Origin of the sequence: Xanthobacter sp. NM-25 (genome assembly GCF_022138605.1) — a bacterium.
Lineage (GTDB): Bacteria > Pseudomonadota > Alphaproteobacteria > Rhizobiales > Xanthobacteraceae > Xanthobacter.
This window is the reverse complement of record NZ_JACBFS010000001.1, coordinates 35,310-51,856: the sequence shown is the minus strand read 5'-3', so window position 1 is coordinate 51,856 and position 16,547 is coordinate 35,310. Positions and strand designations below refer to the sequence as shown.

At 70.0% G+C, this 16,547-nt stretch carries 14 protein-coding genes; all 14 read right to left on the bottom strand.

The window, feature by feature from the left end; translation table 11 throughout:
• Nucleotides 1–3: 3 nt before the first annotated feature.
• From MEU52_RS00275 to MEU52_RS00210, 14 genes are read right to left on the bottom strand one after another with little or no spacing between them, the layout of a single operon-like run.
• Nucleotides 4–3,567, bottom strand: coding sequence for a hypothetical protein (locus MEU52_RS00275; protein ID WP_238121954.1), 3,564 nt, complete (start codon nt 3,565–3,567; stop codon nt 4–6).
• Nucleotides 3,564–3,965 (bottom strand): NlpC/P60 family protein, encoded by a 402-nt coding sequence (locus MEU52_RS00270; RefSeq protein WP_238121955.1) that lies wholly within the window; start codon nt 3,963–3,965, stop codon nt 3,564–3,566. Before MEU52_RS00270 ends, MEU52_RS00275 begins: the two co-directional genes overlap by 4 nt.
• Nucleotides 3,962–4,480, bottom strand: coding sequence for a hypothetical protein (locus MEU52_RS00265; protein WP_238121956.1), 519 nt, complete (start codon nt 4,478–4,480; stop codon nt 3,962–3,964). Before MEU52_RS00265 ends, MEU52_RS00270 begins: the two co-directional genes overlap by 4 nt.
• A complete protein-coding gene (locus MEU52_RS00260) occupies nt 4,477–4,911 on the bottom strand; it encodes a hypothetical protein (RefSeq protein ID WP_238121957.1) in 435 nt (144 codons plus the stop codon). Before MEU52_RS00260 ends, MEU52_RS00265 begins: the two co-directional genes overlap by 4 nt.
• A complete protein-coding gene (locus MEU52_RS00255; protein WP_238121958.1) occupies nt 4,908–9,752 on the bottom strand; it encodes a phage tail length tape measure family protein in 4,845 nt (1,614 codons plus the stop codon). Before MEU52_RS00255 ends, MEU52_RS00260 begins: the two co-directional genes overlap by 4 nt.
• Nucleotides 9,752–10,081, bottom strand: a complete 330-nt coding sequence (locus MEU52_RS00250) for a DUF1799 domain-containing protein (protein ID WP_238121959.1) — start codon at nt 10,079–10,081, stop codon at nt 9,752–9,754. The genes MEU52_RS00255 and MEU52_RS00250 overlap by 1 nt, the downstream gene beginning before the upstream one ends.
• Nucleotides 10,082–10,113: 32 nt before the next feature.
• Complete coding sequence (locus MEU52_RS00245) at nt 10,114–10,479, bottom strand: hypothetical protein (protein ID WP_238121960.1); 366 nt, start codon at nt 10,477–10,479, stop codon at nt 10,114–10,116.
• A gap of 28 nt (nt 10,480–10,507) precedes the next feature.
• Nucleotides 10,508–11,446, bottom strand: a complete 939-nt coding sequence (locus MEU52_RS00240; RefSeq protein WP_238121961.1) for a phage tail tube protein — start codon at nt 11,444–11,446, stop codon at nt 10,508–10,510.
• Nucleotides 11,447–11,449: 3 nt separating this feature from the next.
• Nucleotides 11,450–11,641, bottom strand: a complete 192-nt coding sequence (locus MEU52_RS00235; RefSeq protein WP_238121962.1) for a hypothetical protein — start codon at nt 11,639–11,641, stop codon at nt 11,450–11,452.
• Nucleotides 11,641–12,582: a phage tail terminator protein gene (locus MEU52_RS00230; RefSeq protein WP_238121963.1), complete on the bottom strand. Its 942-nt coding sequence runs from the start codon at nt 12,580–12,582 to the stop codon at nt 11,641–11,643. The genes MEU52_RS00235 and MEU52_RS00230 overlap by 1 nt, the downstream gene beginning before the upstream one ends.
• Nucleotides 12,579–13,076 carry an HK97 gp10 family phage protein gene (locus MEU52_RS00225; RefSeq protein WP_238121964.1) on the bottom strand — a complete coding sequence of 166 codons (498 nt, stop codon included), beginning with the start codon at nt 13,074–13,076 and terminating at the stop codon, nt 12,579–12,581. The genes MEU52_RS00230 and MEU52_RS00225 overlap by 4 nt, the downstream gene beginning before the upstream one ends.
• Complete coding sequence (locus MEU52_RS00220) at nt 13,073–13,756, bottom strand: hypothetical protein (protein ID WP_238121965.1); 684 nt, start codon at nt 13,754–13,756, stop codon at nt 13,073–13,075. The genes MEU52_RS00225 and MEU52_RS00220 overlap by 4 nt, the downstream gene beginning before the upstream one ends.
• Before the next feature lie 2 nt (nt 13,757–13,758).
• Entirely contained in the window at nt 13,759–15,831 is a 2,073-nt protein-coding gene (locus tag MEU52_RS00215) for a phage major capsid protein (RefSeq protein WP_238121966.1), read from the bottom strand.
• Complete coding sequence (locus tag MEU52_RS00210; protein WP_238121967.1) at nt 15,831–16,409, bottom strand: hypothetical protein; 579 nt, start codon at nt 16,407–16,409, stop codon at nt 15,831–15,833. Before MEU52_RS00210 ends, MEU52_RS00215 begins: the two co-directional genes overlap by 1 nt.
• Between the last annotated feature and the right edge of the window lie 138 nt (nt 16,410–16,547).

Here is a 16,547-nt window from a genome sequence, read left to right as displayed (position 1 = left end):
CGGTCACGACCCGTACACTTGAGCTTGTGCCTGGATGGCGGCAGGCGACCCCTTGATGGGCCACACATCCAGCTGATCAACGAGATAGACGTCGCCGGCCGGGATCCCGGCTGCGTGGCCGAGATAAACCCCCGTGATCGTCCCGGACGGTGCCGTGGCATTCGATGCGCCGCCCGCGCCGCTGGCGGCGCAATATGTCCCATCGCCATCCCAGCCCACGCACAGGCCGGCCGCCCGTGGGAAATAACCGCCTGGTGTAGCGTCGAAAGAGGCGGCTCCGACGGGTGTCGACGCGCTCAGGCCTCCGGCCGAGTTGATCGAAAGGATGTATCCGCCGCCATCCAAGCCGAGGATCTGGCCGTTAACGGCGCCCGCGACAACGGTGAGCCGCAAGGCAATCGTGGCTGGGCCAGCTGCGGCAACGAGAGCCTCGGCAGCGGCACTCAGCGGGCATACGTCGGTGACGCGCGTAACGGCAGCGTCCATCGTCTCGATATAGCTGGTAGCGCTCGACCCCACCTCCATCTGCGCCCGACTGACCGCCCCGACGGGGGTCAAGGTCAGGGTGCCCGCCGTGGGCGTGATGGTGAGTATCGTGCGCACGTCGAGGCCGACGCCGGTGACCGTGGCCGCATAGGCGTCGGACAGCATGAACGAGCCCGGGCCCCAAAAGCTGATCGTGTACGGCTGCGCTGCGACCTCGATATCCTGAGGGTCCGTCGGCGCGGCCGAAAAAAGGAAGATGTTGGTGGAGGCCCCCTCTGCCCGCAGCTGCCGCCGGCCCGCCGAGTAGTCGTAGGCAAGTGCGTTGGCGGCAACCACCTCGGCGGCGCCGGTCGCGCCCACCACGGTCTTGGCGCCGCCCTCCCGCGCCAGGATGCCGGTCGGGAGCACCGTGGCGCCGGAAAGCATGTAGGCGCCGACCACGAAGTCCGCCGCGGCGACCGGATCAACTCCGTCCAGCGTTGCGGTGACATAGACGCCCACCGTGTGCGTCACGGTTGCGGTATAGGTGCTCCACAGGTCACCCGCGCCCGCGCGGGCGCGCACCTCAATCTGCTCGCCGGCACCATAAGCGGTGAGGATCGCTGCGCCCGCCGATGCATCGACGGTGAGTGTGACCCACTCGCCACCCACCAGACGGTGATCCACCTCATAGGTGCGAGGCTCTCGGGCACCAGTGCCTGGCTCCAGGGTCACCACCACGCCCCCGGTCACGATGGTGTCGTCACCTGAGGTCACAGAGATAATCGGCACGCCCGGCGCGACGGTCGAGGCGCCCGCCTCCTCGCCAACCCGCCCGGACCACGGGGGAGCAACTTCGGCATCGGCGAGAGTCTCGATTTCGGGGGCGTGGTCCACCAGCGTCAGCGTGGCCGCCAGATCGTCGATGACCGCTATGGATTTTACGACGCACTCCAGCGCCTCCTCGCCGGCCGGGCCGAACATGGCGAGATCGCCGACGGCGATGTCGTTCAGCTCCCCGACCCAGCGCAGCACGTCCGAGGTACCCGCATGGGTCTCCACCGGCTGCACAAGGCTGGCCCCATCGGCCAACCGAATGCGTACCGCATAACTTCGGTCGGCCTCCATAGAGCAAGGCTCGTCAAGCCGGATCACCACCCGCTCGCCGATCACAAGCGTTTCAGCGACCCGGGCCTGTGCACTGACCGAGAGCAGCACGGGATGGGCGACTACCACCAGGTCGCCACGGGTCACGGTGAGATGTTCCCACGGCACCTCCACGCTGTACGTGTCCGGGCGCAACAGCAGCTCGTAGCCGCGACGGCGGGCCTCCCGCCAGATCAGCGCCGCGTCATCGTACCCCGGCAGCGACAGGTCTTGGATGATGACGGGGGCGCCGCCCCCGAAATGCGGCAGCGGGACGATGCGCTCTTTCTCTTCGTAATTGCTTGCCGCGTCGAGGAATTTCACCCGCCAGGCATCGGGCATCCGGCTGTAGCTGCGCCGCCAGCGAAACGCGCGGCTGTTGCGCGGCGTGATGTGACCGCAGACCGTATCGAGGACGCGGTCGATCGCCACCGACCAGCTCGCACCAAGATCAAGCGGCGAGGCACGGCCGGCAGCCGCCACCTCTCGCAACCGATCCCTCGTCGTGCCCTCGTCGGTAAGCACCCTGTCATAAGTCAGCCCCTTGGCCGCACACCACTCGTGCCACTCCTCCAACGCCTGCATGGTCTCCGCGTCGACCGGGTAGGCCTGGACCGGGCCGGTCAAGATGTGGCGGAAGATGGATGCAGGATTGGATGTAGCGCGCACCACCCACGTCTGCGTCGCCGCATCCCAATCCGGCAGCAGCCGCGAGCAGAGCGCATTGAGGCTGTCCAGCATCCCGTTGAGGCGCCCGGTGCCCTGGATGTGGACGTTGATCAGGCCGAGAGGCGCCGCAAAAGCGATGGGATACTCGGGCCGGATGGATCGCAGGGCCGTGAGATCGGAGCGGGAGCAGGCCTTAAAGCCGGTGAGCTCGGAGTCGATCTCGTCATAATCGAGAGTGGCGCGCCGCCATTTGAGCTCATACTGCCCCCGGGCCGGCGCGCTCACCACCGTGGTGAACACCACGGGCTGGAGTGAGGACGCCACATAGACTAGTTCAGCTGCGCCGGGGAGGTGCTCCACCCAATCCTCCTCGCTGGTCGAGCCGGCCGGCCGGTACCAGTGGCGGATCCCCACCCCCATTTTGATCTGCTTGGGCTCATTTTTGGTCGTGACCGCGTACAGCCCCTGCGCAAAGCTGACGTCGTAGGACCACTCCGTAATGTCGGGAGCGGTAAACTCGGTCTCCTCCCCATCCACAAAGGTGAGTTGGATGGACAATGACCGCTCGACCACCTGCCGCGAGTAGAGGCTCATGGGCGCATCGGTCGGATAGCCCTCCAACACCTCCATCTCGACTTTGCGGTACTTGCTGATGGGGGTGTCACCGATGCGGATATCGGAGATCGCCAACGGCCCGTAGCCGCAGCAAAATGCGGCGGTGATCCACCGCTTGAGGCCCCGTGCCGAGGTGACTGGGGTCGCCGCATAGGGCGGCGCCCAACGCACCGTGCCCAGCACCTCCGGCACGACGCCATCCGGCCGCAATTCATTGCGAAACCCCGAAATGGCGTGCACCTCCGGATCCTTTTTGGTGGACGGTGTGTCCACCGGCACCAAGGACGTGATCGCGAAACTGATCCCGAGGCCCAGGGTCGCCGTCGCGATCGGCGCAAAGGCGCCGAGACCCGCAAACAGCGGGCCGCCGATGGTGACGGCGGCGATCGATCCGGCAACCAGCAGGGCGGAGCGGAGCGCGCCACTGTCACCCGGCACCACTTGCAGCGCGAGCGTGGCGCCGGCGCACGGCCGCAGCCGGTGCCACACCCGCGGCTCCAGCACATAGTCATCACGCCACCCCACAATGTGGGCGCGCAGCAGCTCCGATGGTACGGAGGGCAACAACAGTGCCGCCACGGCCGCCACCGTGAGACCGGCCGGCACCTCTTCCACGCGCCGCGCGGCTGGATCGATGGAGGGCAGGATGATGACGCGGATGGTCTCGCTCACCTCGCGCCCTCCCAGCGGTAGACACCCTGTCCGCGGGCGCGCCAGGCCGGCGCATCCACCCGCTCGATGCGACTGTCGTGATGCTGCGCCACATGCAGCATGCGCCAGGCGTCGACCATCAGGCCCACATGACACCCGCAGGGCGCGTCGAACAGCGCCACATCCCACGCGCGCGGGCGCTCGACGCGACGCCACAGGACCCGACCCACATCAAGTGCGGCGAGGATGTCACGGGGCCGCGCAAGGTCCGTGTAATGCCCCGTGAAAGAGGGGAGCGAGACACCCAGGACCTCTGTGTAGGCGAGCACCACCAGTCCATAGCAGTCGACGCCGCCGCGATCGCGGCCGCCGAGGCGGAAGGGGAGCCCCAGGTAGGGAGCAGACCAGTGGCGCGTCATGAGCGTAGACCCGGAAAACGGTCGGATGTCATCCGCCCCGGCGGATAAGGCGCGGCGGTGAAATCCTCGCGCGACATGTCGATGGTGACCGTGGAGGCGTCGCCCTCGGCCGAGGTGGTGGCCATGTGGTCATAAGCGCACTGCACGATGTCGGGCGTCCGCGACAGCACCATGCGGACGGTCACGTAAGCCGGCGTCACGATGCTGCGCAGCACCGCCGCATAGGCTGGCGTGAGAGCGGCGAACCGCAGTTGCGCGCGCGGCGGTTGCCCCTCCACGTCATCGGGCCACACGCGCGCCATCAAGGTGCTGCGGTAGATCTCGCCCTTGTGCAAGGTGCCATAGGCCACCGTGTCGCTGAGGCCGGCACGCAGAAGATTAACTGTCGGATCAGAGGACAAGCGCACGACCTCCGAGGTCGAGGGGTGTGTGACCGTCACCAGCGTGATCGGCACCTGGTCACCAGCCTGCGCATGCGCCGCCGCGCGAAAGGTGAGCGTCATCTCGCGGCTCATGGCAGCACCAGCAGGCTGGTGCTGACGCGCCATGCCGTCCCGCCGAGCGGCACCAGGCGCGGCGCGGCGCGGCCGAACTGGCACAGCCACCACGCGCTCACCAGGAGCCGGAGTCCCGCTGCCGTCAGGAGCGGGGCGCCACCAGGCGCCGCCAGCAGCGACACCCCGTGCCGCACCGGATCCGGCCGCCAGAAGGGCAGCGCGCCCTGACTCAGGGTGCGGCGCCAGAAGTCCAGAAAGATCTCGCGCTGATCGAGCGTATCGAGCCACAGATCGGCCGCCACCTGCTGCACGGCGGCCTGCGTTTGCGGGCGGACCAGGGGCGGGCCAGCCTCGGGCTCGAAAAACAGGCGCCCGTCTCCCGGCTGCTCCTCGTAGCCATCTAGCAGCACCAGCTGCGGCAAGGTAGTTGGCCACATAGCGACGCTCATAGCCGGGGCACCCCCTGATGGACCCCAAAGTCGGCCAGGGCGCGCTGAGACGCCGATCCGGTCCGCCGGAGCGAGGAGGCCACGTGCTGGTCAATCACGATATCGGTGCGCCCGGTGCGCGGGTCCGTGCGCGCCTCCACCTGGGCGCCGCCGTAGTTGTGCACCGCCACTGACGACTGTGCAGGGGCAGTGGCGGGGGCAGAGGCGCCACCCACACGGCTCGCCAGCGCCGAGATGGCGCCGGCCAATACGGTCGTCGCCTGCCCAGCCCCCTCGCCACCAGTCATCCGCACAGGGATGCGCCTGCCGTCGGGCAACGGCACATAGGCTTCCGGCGTCGCCCCCTCACCAAAAAGAGCCAACTGCGGAGAGGTGGCGACACCGCCGGCCGCATAGGCGCGCAGCGGCACCGGCCCGGCCGACGTCATGATGCCGCCGGCGGCAAAGAGCGACGTGCCGCCGCCGGCGAAGCCGCTGAGCAGGTTGCCGACGCCACCGCCGATGTTGGACAGCGCCCCCTGGATGCCGCGCACCAGGCTGCTGATGGCCGAGCCGATCGATCCGGCGAAATCGGTGGCAGAGGCAGCCGTCTGCTGGGTCGCGGTGGCGAGCTGGGTGCTCGCGGTGCCGATCTGTCCGGACGCGCCGCCCAGCGAGGTGGCCACTGAGCGGCTGGCATCGCCAAGGCCGCTGCCGAAGGAGCTGGTGGCGCTGGTGGCGCTGCCCAGCGCCGTCGAGAGGCCCTGCGTCTGTTGACGCATCTGCGCGGCCCAAGACATGTCGGGCCCCTCGACCCCAAAACGCTCGCCGCCCGCCGCATAGGTCTGCGGGCCGCCGGCGAAGCCGACACTCCCCGATGCATTGCCGGTCGCCCACGACGAGACGTTGGAGCCGCCCCGCACGGCCCCCAAAATCCCCGCATATCGATCGGCGAGGCCGGGGTCCGACGCATACCGATCTGCCGCTGCAAAGGTCTGCGAAGGGAAATAGCCGCGATCCGAGATCACCTGGCTGAGGCTCATGCCGCGGGCGGCGCCCCGGTTAAACAGCGTCTCGACAAAGGCGAGTTGAGCCTCGGCGCCCTGGCCGCCCACCTCCGCCTGCGTGATGGCGGCAAGCCGCTGGCGCAGGGCGGGGTCAGCCAGCTCCGCGTCGTAGGCGGAGCGGATTGACGCCAGAGACGCGAGCCCGCCTCCGGCGCTGCCTCCCAGGATCCCCGGCAGGCCCGAGGCGCCGGTGAGCCCCGGCAGGCCACCCGCCACGTTGACCACGCCAGCGTTGATGTTGATGACGCCGGCGCCAGCGGCGCCAAGACCGGCGACCGCGGCGCCAACCCCGCCCGCCGACGCTGCGGGAGACGCCGCGCCACCGAGACCGCGCACCAGCGAGCCGATGAGGCCGCCGCCCGAGGCGCCGCCGCCAAGGTCCGCCAGGGTGCCGGAATTGGTGCCCAGGAGCGCATTTTTGAGGGGGTTCGTGATCGCAAGGCGGGCCACCGACTTGGCGACGTCACCCATGACGCCGTCGATGGTGTCGCGCCAGTCGTCCCAGTTGGTGCCGTGCTCCACCAGCGCGTCGCCGAGGCGGTCGAGGGCGCTTTCGGCGGATGAGGTGTAGGTCTGCCAGGCGTCGCGGCGGCGCTCCAGGGTCTGGCTCTGCTCGACGATGCGTGCGGTCTGCTCGCGCAGCATCTGCGCCTCCTGCGAGCCGGTGGCGATGCCCGCGCGCCGGATTGCCTGCTCGGTGTTGAGCAGGGCGACGGCCTGCGCGCGTGCGGCGCTCGACGCACCAAGCAGCTGCCCCTCCATCTGCAGTTGCTCGATTTGGTCGCGGCCCGCCTCCCATTGCTGCCGCGCCGCCTGGGCGGCCGCCAAGCGCGTCGTCAGATCGGCATTCTGCGCCGCGGCCGAGCGGATCCGGGCCGCCTGGTCGGACTTGGGATCGATCTCCTGTTGACGGATCTGCTGCTCGGCCTGGAGCAGCGCCAGGCGCCGCGCCCGCTCCGCATTGGAGGCGCCGATCAATGAGATTTCCGCTTGCAGCTGCTCGCTCTGGTCGCGGCTGCCCTTGAGCGCCTGATCAGCCGCCTGTCCGCTGGCCAGCCGCGACTGCATCTCGGCGCGCTGCAGTTGCTGCAGCTGTAGCGCGAGCTGCTGATCGGGGTCCGTGATGCCCTGATCCCGGATCTGCTGGCGCGCCTGCAGCAGTGCGAGGGTCCGGGCGCGCTCCGCATTGGTGGCCCCGATCAGGCTCAACTCGGCGCGCAGCTGGTCGAGTTGGTCGCGCCCGGCGCGCAGGCTCGTCTGGGCTGCGAGGCTGGCGGCCGCGGCGCTGTCGGACAGGCTCTTCTGCCGCGCGCGCTCCACGCGGGCGGCCTCATCGGCTGCCGTGATCTGCTGCCCCTGCAGCGACAGATACTCACGGGTCGCCACCAGGATCGATTTCTCGACGGGGTCGCGCTCCTGCTGGATCTGGAGGTCGAGACGATCAATGTCCGCCTGCCGGTCCTTCGCGTTGGCGAGGCCGTCCAGCGCATGTCGAGTCGCCTCGATCGCGCGGGTGATCTGCCCCTGCTCCTGAGCGGAGAGACTCGGAGCCGCGCGGCCGGCCTCCAGGCGCTGGATCTGCGCCCGCAGACGCACCTCCTCCTGGAGCTGCGCGTTGACGGGCGAGCGCTGCGCGAGACCCACAGCGGCATTGCCGGCTTGCACCAGGCGCGCCTCAGCCTGGCGCTCGGCCGATTGCGCCGCGTCCTGCGCAAGCTGGCGCTCCAGCTCCGCCACGCGCTGGCGCAGACGCGCCGCATAGCCCTCGCCAAGATCCAGGCCGCCGCCGCCCTGGGTCGTTGCGGCAAGCTCCTTGCGCGCCTGCTCCAGCTGCTGTTGCAGCGGGAGGTCGCCACCGGCGATCCAGCGGCCACCAGCGCCCCATGCATTGCTCAGCCGGCGGGTAAGTGCATCCCAGGCGCGGCCCAGCGCCGTGGTGGCATCAGCCGAGCTTGCGAGGCGCTGCCGCAGGCCCTCCAGCATCACCTGCGAGGCCGCCGAAGCATCACCCTGTTCCGCCAGGCTCTTGGCGAGCCTGGCCGTGGCTCCATCCAACAGCGCCATCTGCGCCAGCTGGTCCGCCCCGGACGCCGGATCTGCAAAAACCTCACCCAGCTTGGTCGCCGCACCGGTGACGTCCGAGCCAAGCGTGGCGGCAAAGTCCTTCGCGATCGCGATGAGACCGGCGAACTGATCGGAGCCGATCCGTCCGGTGCGGGTCAGCTCGGCCGCGACCTGGCGGGCCTCCGCCACCGACAGGCCGGCCGGCGCGGCGGAGGTGTAGGCGCTGCGCTCAATATCTCCGGCAGTGACGCCGGCGCCGCGACCAAAGGAGCTGGCGGCGACCGCAGCGTCCTTGGTGGCGCGGGTGTAGCTGTACCAGGCCGAGGCGCCGAGGCCGAGCGCGGCCGTGACGCCACCGAGACCCAACGTCACCGGCGTGAGGGCGGAGCCGATCGCGGACAGGGTGGGTCCGACACCACCGAGCGCCTGTACGATCTGCGGTCCCTGCTGCATGGCGATCATGTTGAGCGGCTGCCCCATGAGGAGTCCGCCAATGACGTCATTGGCCTGGTAGGACAGGTTCGTGCGCTGGTCGGCTCGCAGGGCCGACCAGCTGAAACCACCGGACCGGCCGGCGGCGCGCAACACCGGCACCTGGGCGGCAAATGCGGTCTTGGTCCGCTCGATGGCGGCGGCCGCCTCCTGGGCGGAGAGCGCTCCGGCCCGCTGCGCATCGCGGATCTCGCGCAGCTGCCCCACATAGGTGCGCTGGGCCGCGTAAAGGGGCGAGTACTTGGCCCTGAGGCTGTCCATCGCGGCGCCATAGGCGGCAATGTCGGCCGCCCGATCGGGCGTGATCGTCTGACGAGCAACGCTCGCCTGCGCGGCCGCCTTGGCATTGGCCGCCTGCGCACTCAGGGCCGCGTCGAGCCGGTTGACGCTTGCCACCTGCGCATCGTAGGCGGCTCGCGTGCGCTGCATCGCCGCTGCATGCTCTTGCTGGCTGATCGCTCCGACTGCCAGCGCGCGGTTGATGTTTTCCGCCTCCGCCCGGTAAGCGGCGGCGGCAGCGGCAAGCGGACTATACCGGAGCCGCAGAGCATCCATCTCCGCCCCGTAGGCGGCGATGTCGGCCGCCCGGTCGGGCACGATCATCTGTCGACCGACCATGGCTTCGGTGGCCGCCTTGGCCGCGGCCGCCTGGCCGAGCAACGCCCCCTCCATGCGCCGGATGTGCGCGATCTGCGCCTCGTAGGCAGCCCCCGCGAGGCGCACCGCAGCAGCGCGCTCCCGCTCGGAGATGGCGCCGACCCGGGCGGCATCGGAGATCTCAGCCAATGCCTGACGGCGCTGGCGCTCGGCCGCATAGAGCGACACCAACTTTGCCCGCACGTCATCCATGGCGGCGCCATAGGCCGCAATGTCCGCGGCCCGGGCGGCCGTGCCGAAATCACGTCCGATACCCAGCCGCGCATTGATCGCGCTGGCGCTCGACAGGCTGTTGGTGTTGGCCGCGCGCAGGGCATCGGAGAGCTGCCGCACGGAGGTGGCGGCCGAGGCGGCCGCGCGCCCCTGCGCGCCCATTGCATCGGCAGCATCCCGACCCGCCCGTTGTGCCGTGGCGGCGACCCCATCAAGGGCCGCATCAACGGCGCCCATAGCCTGCGCCGTCTCAGCTCCGGCCTCCTGGGCATGGGCGGCGAGATCGTCGAGCGCGGCCCTGGCATCCCCAACGCCTTTGCGGGCGCGGGTTGCATCGGCAGTGATGTCGATCGCCAGTTTGAGCGCCATCAGAGAGCCTCATTGAGCACGACGAGCGCGGCCGTCTCGGCCGCCTGCAACATGGGGAAGTCGGCACTGACATCGAGCCGACGCTCCACCTCCGCGACTTGGACCAGGTCGAGGCCCAGCCAGATCAGCCCACCGAGGGTGCCGACGGCCCGCCAACACCGCTCGCAGGCCACAAAGACCGCCCACGTCCGCGCGTGGCAGGGCCAGATCTCGACCACCAGCTCGGGCGCCGGTGCCGCGTCCGCAGCCACCCGGACGCCCAGCGCCCGGAACTGGCGCAAGGCGTCGTCGTCGATGGCGGCCGGCGCGCCTGGATCCTCGCGACCCATGATTGCGAGGGTCCAAGCGCGAGCCGCCGCCGTCAGTTTCCCGCCTTGGGGCCCGTCGCCATCGCCGCATTCCAGGCCGTGGTCGCCGCGCTCCGGAACCAGGGCATCTTGAGGGCGGCCTCCAGAGCCTCGGGGGTGTATGGGGTCTCGGTGCCGTCGGCGCCCTCCACGTCGCCCCAGCCGCGGATCACCAGGCGGAGGGCCGCCTTCTGCGCGGCGGCGAGGTCACCACCCGCGTCGATCGCGTCCTGCTCCGCGGCGCGCAGCTCCTCGTCCTCGCGATAGACAAAGTCCAACCGGAAGGACTGCGCCTCCGGCTGGCCGGGCGCCGCGCCCGGGACATAGGCCACCGCGGGCCAGCTGAAGCGGGGTTCGGAAACGATCCGGAATTTCGTCATTGCAGCGGTCCTTAAGCGGTGTGGAAGGTCACTTGACGACGATGGAGAAGTCGTCGTCGCCACTGTCGCGGCACAGCATCAGCGGGATGGAGAGATTGCGGATGCCATCGGTGGCGCCATAGGTGGGTCGGCCAATCTCCAGCGCGGGTGCGGCGATCTCGACGATGTTCCCGGCGCTGGCACCGTGCTGCAGCGCCAGCGCGCCGTGAGTGCGCGCCTGCGCGATGGCGAACCAGTCCTGGGTCGCGAGGGGCTTCGCCTCCACCACGGCGGTCCCAGTGCTCTGCCGGTCGGTGATGAGGATCGAGTCCTCGCCGATGAGGTTGCGCGTCACCAGCGTGTTGGCCATGTCCAGCGTCAGGCTCTCCGCCACCTGCGCCACCCCGAACAGCGACAGGGCGGTGTTTGTCTTGTTGACGACGACGGGCTTGATAAAGCCGGCGTAGCTGGCGGCGGGCAGCGCGGTATCGGCCACGGGGCCGAGCAGCCCCCGCAACGTGAATTTGATGTGCGGGATGCGCTTGGTCGCGAATTCCACGGTGAAGGTGCCGCGCGCACCCACCAGCGCGTGGTTGACGCCGTCCAGATTGACGAAAAGCGTCGCCGACTCGGGGCTCGCGGTGACCGGCGTATAGGTCACGCTGGTATCCGGCGTGACGACCTCCGCCATGGAGCAGGCGCGCAGCAGCGCGCCATAGGCGGGGATAGTGCCCGCCGCACCGGCGCCGGCCACCTCGACTGACCCCTCCAGCTGGGCATAGTCCCCCGTCAACAGGATGCCGGCGTGGCCGAAATAGGGAGACAGCAGCCCGCGCTGCTCCTCTTCGCCGGCCAGCGGAGTGAGGGTGACCTCGGTCATCTGCATGGCGTCGGCAGCGCCGGTGGGCGCCGAGGACGTGCCGTAGTCCGCCTCGATCTTGGCGAGGACGGCGAGCTTGCGTTCGAAGCGCTTTGCGGTGAGGGCCATGGGTCAGGCGTCCTTGTTCTGGCGGCGGGTCTTGGTCTTGCCGACCTGGGGCTCGGGAGCCGGCACCTCGGAGGCGTCGGCAGGCGCGGGTTCGGGGGTCACCTCGGGCACCCCGGGGACATTGGGCCGCAGCTGCCCGCTCTGCGGGTCGCGGATGTAGGAGCCGCCCGAGGCGGGCCAAGGATGGGAGGGCATCAATCCATCTCCACGTAGAGCGAGGGGGTGTAGACGTCGCGCCACGCGATCAGGCCCGGCGCGGCATCGGTCGGTGCGCCGCCGGCATAGAGGCACGGGATATCCACCGGGCCGTCGGGGCCGTCGCCCCAGCCCAGCAAGGCCACCCGCACCCGCTCGCGCAGAGCTTCCAATCCACCGGCAGCCAATGCGCCGGCGCCAGCCGAATAGCCGGCCGGCGCGATGAGGATCACGGCCACCGACCGATCGACCCGCTGGCGATACAGGACGGTTTCCGCTTCCGGACGCGCCTCGTCCGCCACCGGCACCACGATGGCGGCAGGCAGATCGGCGGGATCGTCATCGCGGTCCCACGACAGACGTCCCTCGACCACCGCCAGCAGGCCGGCGGGCACCGCGCCCTGAAGGCGTGCCACCACGGCACCGATCAGGCGGCCTGCGGCACCATCCATGCTTTCGAGCCCCCCCGCGAGCCCCCCTGCTGCCGCGCCCTCGAAAGTCTGCGTGTCGAGTTGCAACGCCACCTGATGGCAGAGCACGCCGGCAAACATCACCGGCGCGATGGCGAGCAGCTGGACGCCGGCCGCGCCCTCGACGGCCACGCCGCGGGCCACACCCCCGAGGGTCGGGTCCGCGACCTCGGCGGCGATGATGGCATCGGCGAGGTCCGAGGCAGTGATCTCCGACTGGGCCGCGTCGACAAGCGAAAGCATCCCCGTGATCGCCCACCGGTCGGTCACCAGCACCCGACCGGAGGCGAGCACGCGACGCCGCGTCGAGACGCGATTGACGCGCCAGCCGCGCACCGCTCCCGCGTGGCTATAGAGGTCGATGAAGCCCTTTTCGGTGGCGGCGAAGCGCTCCCAGGCATGCACCCGACCGATGTCGGGGATGGCCTCCAGTAGCGCCACCAGGGCGGCACGGATCGCGGTGGCGCTCATGGAGCAATCCTCCCGACCGCCCGATCAGCGGCAGCAGCGAGCAGCTCTTGGATCTGGCCCTGAGTCGCCGCGAGGCCCTGCGCGAACATGTGGTGCGCCGGCGTGCCCTCCTTGGCGATCTTTGCGGCGATCGCGAAGGCGGTGGCCCGGGCCTCCTTGCCTGTTTTGCTGAGCTTGCGCCGGACCCAATCGGCGAGCGGCTCGACCGGCGGGCGGTGCGGGCGCGCGCCTAGCTCGACCGGGAGGACATAGGCGAGCGAGGTACCAACGGCGCCCGATACCTTGTCGGCCGCGAGGACGACGGGCAGCGCACCGATGGAATCGCGCAGCGTGCCGGCGCCGGACGTCGGCGTGCGCTCACGCACCTCGCGCTCCAGGAGCATCTGACCCTCGACGATGGCGGGGACCATTTCCTCGACGAATACATCGGGGGCGGCGGCGAGGGCGGCATCCACCGGGCGCACGCTGATGGTGACCACATAAGGCTCAATCATCCGCGGCGCCTCCGGAACAGCAGGCGATGCTCGCCCGTTGTGGATGGCAACGGCGGATTGACGGTCACGGAGGCGGCTTGGACGCGCTTGGGGTCGATCCCCAGGAGATCGTGGTAGCGGCGGCGGGCGGTGCTCGCGCGGGCGGCGTAATTCGGGCCAGCCTCCTGGTGGTCGACCGCGTCCGCCTGGATCACGCTGGAGTGGTCGCCGGACGTCATCGCCGCCACCTGGTCGAGCAGCACCGCGGCCGCGTATTGTGCCACGGCCTCCCGGTCGCCCGGCGGCAGTGTGTCCACGTCCTCGCCGATTTCGTGAGGCAAGGTCCACGTCAGCCGGCAGGTGGCGCCGGCCGGGATCGCCCGCGGCAGGCCAAGGACCTGGCCGGCCGGGGTGACCAGCACGGCCCACGCATGACGCGGCATGATGCGTGGCGGCACGTGGCCGACCGGATACTCGATAGTAAGGGCGATGGAGGCCTCGACGTCCCACCCTTCGGGCAGGTCCAGATGCCGGGGCACCGGCGCATCCTGCGCGACCAGGTCGGACACGCGCGTGCGCGGCCGATCCTTGCCGTACTGGACGATGGCAAGGGACACGGCGCGGTCGCGGGCCTCCTCGCCCACGCGGCCGACCACGTCCCGCACCAGGTCATCCACCAGCGCCCGCAGCTCCTGGAGCATGGTCAGGCCACCACGGACTTATAGAGGCCGCGGAAGTCGAGGACGTTGCCGCCGTAGATGTGGCGGATCTTCCAGGTCAGCTTGTCGTTGGAAAACATGCTGCCGGAGGTGGGGCTGTCCTGAACAAGCAGCTCGGGCTCCTCATTCCCGTCCAGGAAGCCGAGCTCCACGGTGGGGATATCGGCAGGATCGGCCGACAGGCACCAGTCATTGGCATCCGTCCAGTACCAGACCGGGATGATGTTGGGTGACAGGCTCTGGACGAAGGTCTTGTCGTTGTTGGTGTTGCGGCGGAACAGGTCGGCCGCCGTTTCTTCCAGGTCGGAGGGCACCCACAGGTTGCGCGGGCCGATACCGAGACGGTCGAGGGAGCCGGCCTCGGTCTGTTTCAGCATGGCGAGACGGCCGGCGGCCAGGGCCGCCGCAGAGAGCGCCGCAGTCCCCAGATTGCCATGGTCCACGTGGAACAGCGCTTTGGTGTCGTAGATGGCGGGATTCAGGCGCAGGAAATCGAGGACGAACTTCGCGAGCGTGCGCTTTGCGGCGCGCGCGAGGCGGGTGGGGATGCGCTGGACGACGCCGACGTCATCGTTTTTGATCATCTCCAGCGTGATCGACTCGGTGCCGCCACGCTTGGAGACGGCATACTCGGCGACCTCGTCGCTGGGCGAGGTGACGGGCGCGTAGGCGCCACCCTCGGCGACCGCGGGCAGGTCGCCGTAGCCACCCCAGCGGGTGCGCTCCTGGGTCCGGAAGTCGCTCACCGGCACCGGCGCGCCGGTGAGCTGGCGCCACACGTCATAGATGGACGGGGTGCGATAGTCGGCCACCATCCGGCGGGTGATGCTGTCGCCCAGCACCGCGTCGAAGCTGGTGCTGTCGAGAGCCTCGCGCAGCAGCGCCTGATCGCAGTCGCGCAGGCGGCCGGTCACCCGCTCGTCGCCGGTGATGGCGACGTAACACGCCTTGATCGACCGCGCATGGCGGTGATCCTTGTGGTCGGGATCGAAAAACGCCTCCAGCATGGCGTGCGTCTTCTCCGCCCGGGTCTCCCCGGTCTCGATACGGGAGACGGCGCCCAGACCCTGCACGCGGCCCGCCGCGCTGAACGGAGCCAGGTACGCCTGCTCGGCCGCGATGGCGGCCGTCACCGCCTCCGGCTCATAGTTGCCGCGCGCCTCCAGCAGATCCAGCACGCGGGTACGGGCGGCCTCCGGCAAGGTCGAGCGGCCGACCTGCTCGCGCGCCGCCTGGCGCGCCTCCACCAGGCGCAGCGCCTCGGTGAGGTCGGCCTGCGAGAGGCCGGCCGGCGCCGCGGCACCCTGGCCAGCGGCACCCTGATCATTGTCGCGACCGCCCTTGGCGAAAGCGTTGTCAAGTGCCTCGCGCAGCTCGGCGTCGGTGATGGCATCCTCGTCGCGCCCCGAGAAGAACATGGGGCGGCGGCGGCGAAGAAGGTCGATGAGGTACTGGCGCATCGGCTTGTCCTGCACGGGGTCGGAGGGGGCGGGATCGGCCTCCAGCACGTCGAGCACGCGCCCGCCGGCGCCGGGCTCGACGATGAGGTCGACCGAATTGACGCGGGTAAAACGCCCCACGCGGCGCACGCCACTTACGGTGCGAAACGTGCCGCCCGCGTCGATGCTGAGCCCAAAGAGGTCAGCCATGCCGCGCGAGAGTGCCTCACGCAGGCGGACGATCATGGGATCACTCGGATCGAGCACATCCCAGGTGGCCTCGAGGGCGCCGGTATCGGGTTCGTGGCCGGCGACGAAGGTGACGCCGGAGAGGCGCCCCAGGACGGCGCGCGGGTCCCGGCCACGGGAGGCCAGATGCTCGCCGTCCGCCTTGACGATCACCCGCGCGCCCTCAAAGAGCGCAGCACCCTCGCGCAATGCGTCGTCGGGATAGTAGTTTCCGTTAAGGCTGCGGCCCGCGCGGATGATGCAAACCCGAAAGCGGTTCGCCTCCTGGGCCTCCAGCACAGCGCCCGCGGTTCCGCCCGCGGCAGCTGCGCCGGCCGCGCTCTCGAGGAATCGGCCCTCGACCAGGACATGATGGGCCACGGTACCCATCACAACATCTCCTCGCCGGTGGCGGTGTCCACCACAGCGCCGGTCGCCCGGTCGATCCGATACTTACGGCCGGCCGAGGAGACGATGAGCAGCGCGTCCTCGGCGAGCCGCCAGCTCAGCACCTGGTCAGCGCCGCCGAGGATCGACAGGCTCGGCGCCTCGCCCCGCGCCGCAATCTCCGCCAGCTCCCCCAGTCGTGCAGCCATCTCAGCGCGGCGCGCCATCCGCGCGGCGGCAGCAAGATCGGCCGAGGAGGAGGCAACAGCCGCCTCCTCCTCAGCCTCGCCCGTTTCCGACGGCCGGTGGATCGGGGTGCCCTGCCTGGCAGGAGCATCCTCCGAACCACCCGACGCCGGCGCACCCATGTCGGGCTCGGGCTGCGCGGCGGGGCCGGCGATACGCTCTGCCGGCGGCTCGCCCCCGTGGGTGTGATTGGAGATGTCACCAGCAGGGATGGGGGCGACCGGCGCCGTGGCGTCGGTCGGAGCGGAGGCGTCAGTCGCCTGCGTGGTGCTGGCCGCGCCGCTCGGCTTCGCAGCGGAGCGGGCGGCGGTCGGGGATTTGAGTGCCTTCGCCATGATGCCGGATCATGGGCAGCGTCACGCGGCAGATCAGTCCCCAAGCGCTTGGCGGGGAGCTGGCGTGAGGCGATAAGACAGGGGCGGACGCGGCACCGCCCCTCACATGGGCGCTGGCGTCGCCGTTAAAGGGCCGTT

What these genes read in the sequence shown, in the direction of transcription:
- MEU52_RS00270 (WP_238121955.1), bottom strand. Translation starts at nt 3,965, where the DNA reads ATGACGCGCCACTGGTCTGCTCCCTACCTGGGGCTCCCCTTCCGCCTC.
- MEU52_RS00265 (WP_238121956.1), bottom strand. Translation starts at nt 4,480, where the DNA reads ATGAGCCGCGAGATGACGCTCACCTTTCGCGCGGCGGCGCATGCGCAG.
- MEU52_RS00260 (WP_238121957.1), bottom strand. Translation starts at nt 4,911, where the DNA reads ATGAGCGTCGCTATGTGGCCAACTACCTTGCCGCAGCTGGTGCTGCTA.
- MEU52_RS00255 (WP_238121958.1), bottom strand. Translation starts at nt 9,752, where the DNA reads ATGGCGCTCAAACTGGCGATCGACATCACTGCCGATGCAACCCGCGCC.
- MEU52_RS00250 (WP_238121959.1), bottom strand. Translation starts at nt 10,081, where the DNA reads ATGGGTCGCGAGGATCCAGGCGCGCCGGCCGCCATCGACGACGACGCC.
- MEU52_RS00245 (WP_238121960.1), bottom strand. Translation starts at nt 10,479, where the DNA reads ATGACGAAATTCCGGATCGTTTCCGAACCCCGCTTCAGCTGGCCCGCG.
- MEU52_RS00240 (WP_238121961.1), bottom strand. Translation starts at nt 11,446, where the DNA reads ATGGCCCTCACCGCAAAGCGCTTCGAACGCAAGCTCGCCGTCCTCGCC.
- MEU52_RS00235 (WP_238121962.1), bottom strand. Translation starts at nt 11,641, where the DNA reads ATGCCCTCCCATCCTTGGCCCGCCTCGGGCGGCTCCTACATCCGCGAC.
- MEU52_RS00230 (WP_238121963.1), bottom strand. Translation starts at nt 12,582, where the DNA reads ATGAGCGCCACCGCGATCCGTGCCGCCCTGGTGGCGCTACTGGAGGCC.
- MEU52_RS00225 (WP_238121964.1), bottom strand. Translation starts at nt 13,076, where the DNA reads ATGATTGAGCCTTATGTGGTCACCATCAGCGTGCGCCCGGTGGATGCC.
- MEU52_RS00220 (WP_238121965.1), bottom strand. Translation starts at nt 13,756, where the DNA reads ATGCTCCAGGAGCTGCGGGCGCTGGTGGATGACCTGGTGCGGGACGTG.
- MEU52_RS00215 (WP_238121966.1), bottom strand. Translation starts at nt 15,831, where the DNA reads ATGGGTACCGTGGCCCATCATGTCCTGGTCGAGGGCCGATTCCTCGAG.
- MEU52_RS00210 (WP_238121967.1), bottom strand. Translation starts at nt 16,409, where the DNA reads ATGGCGAAGGCACTCAAATCCCCGACCGCCGCCCGCTCCGCTGCGAAG.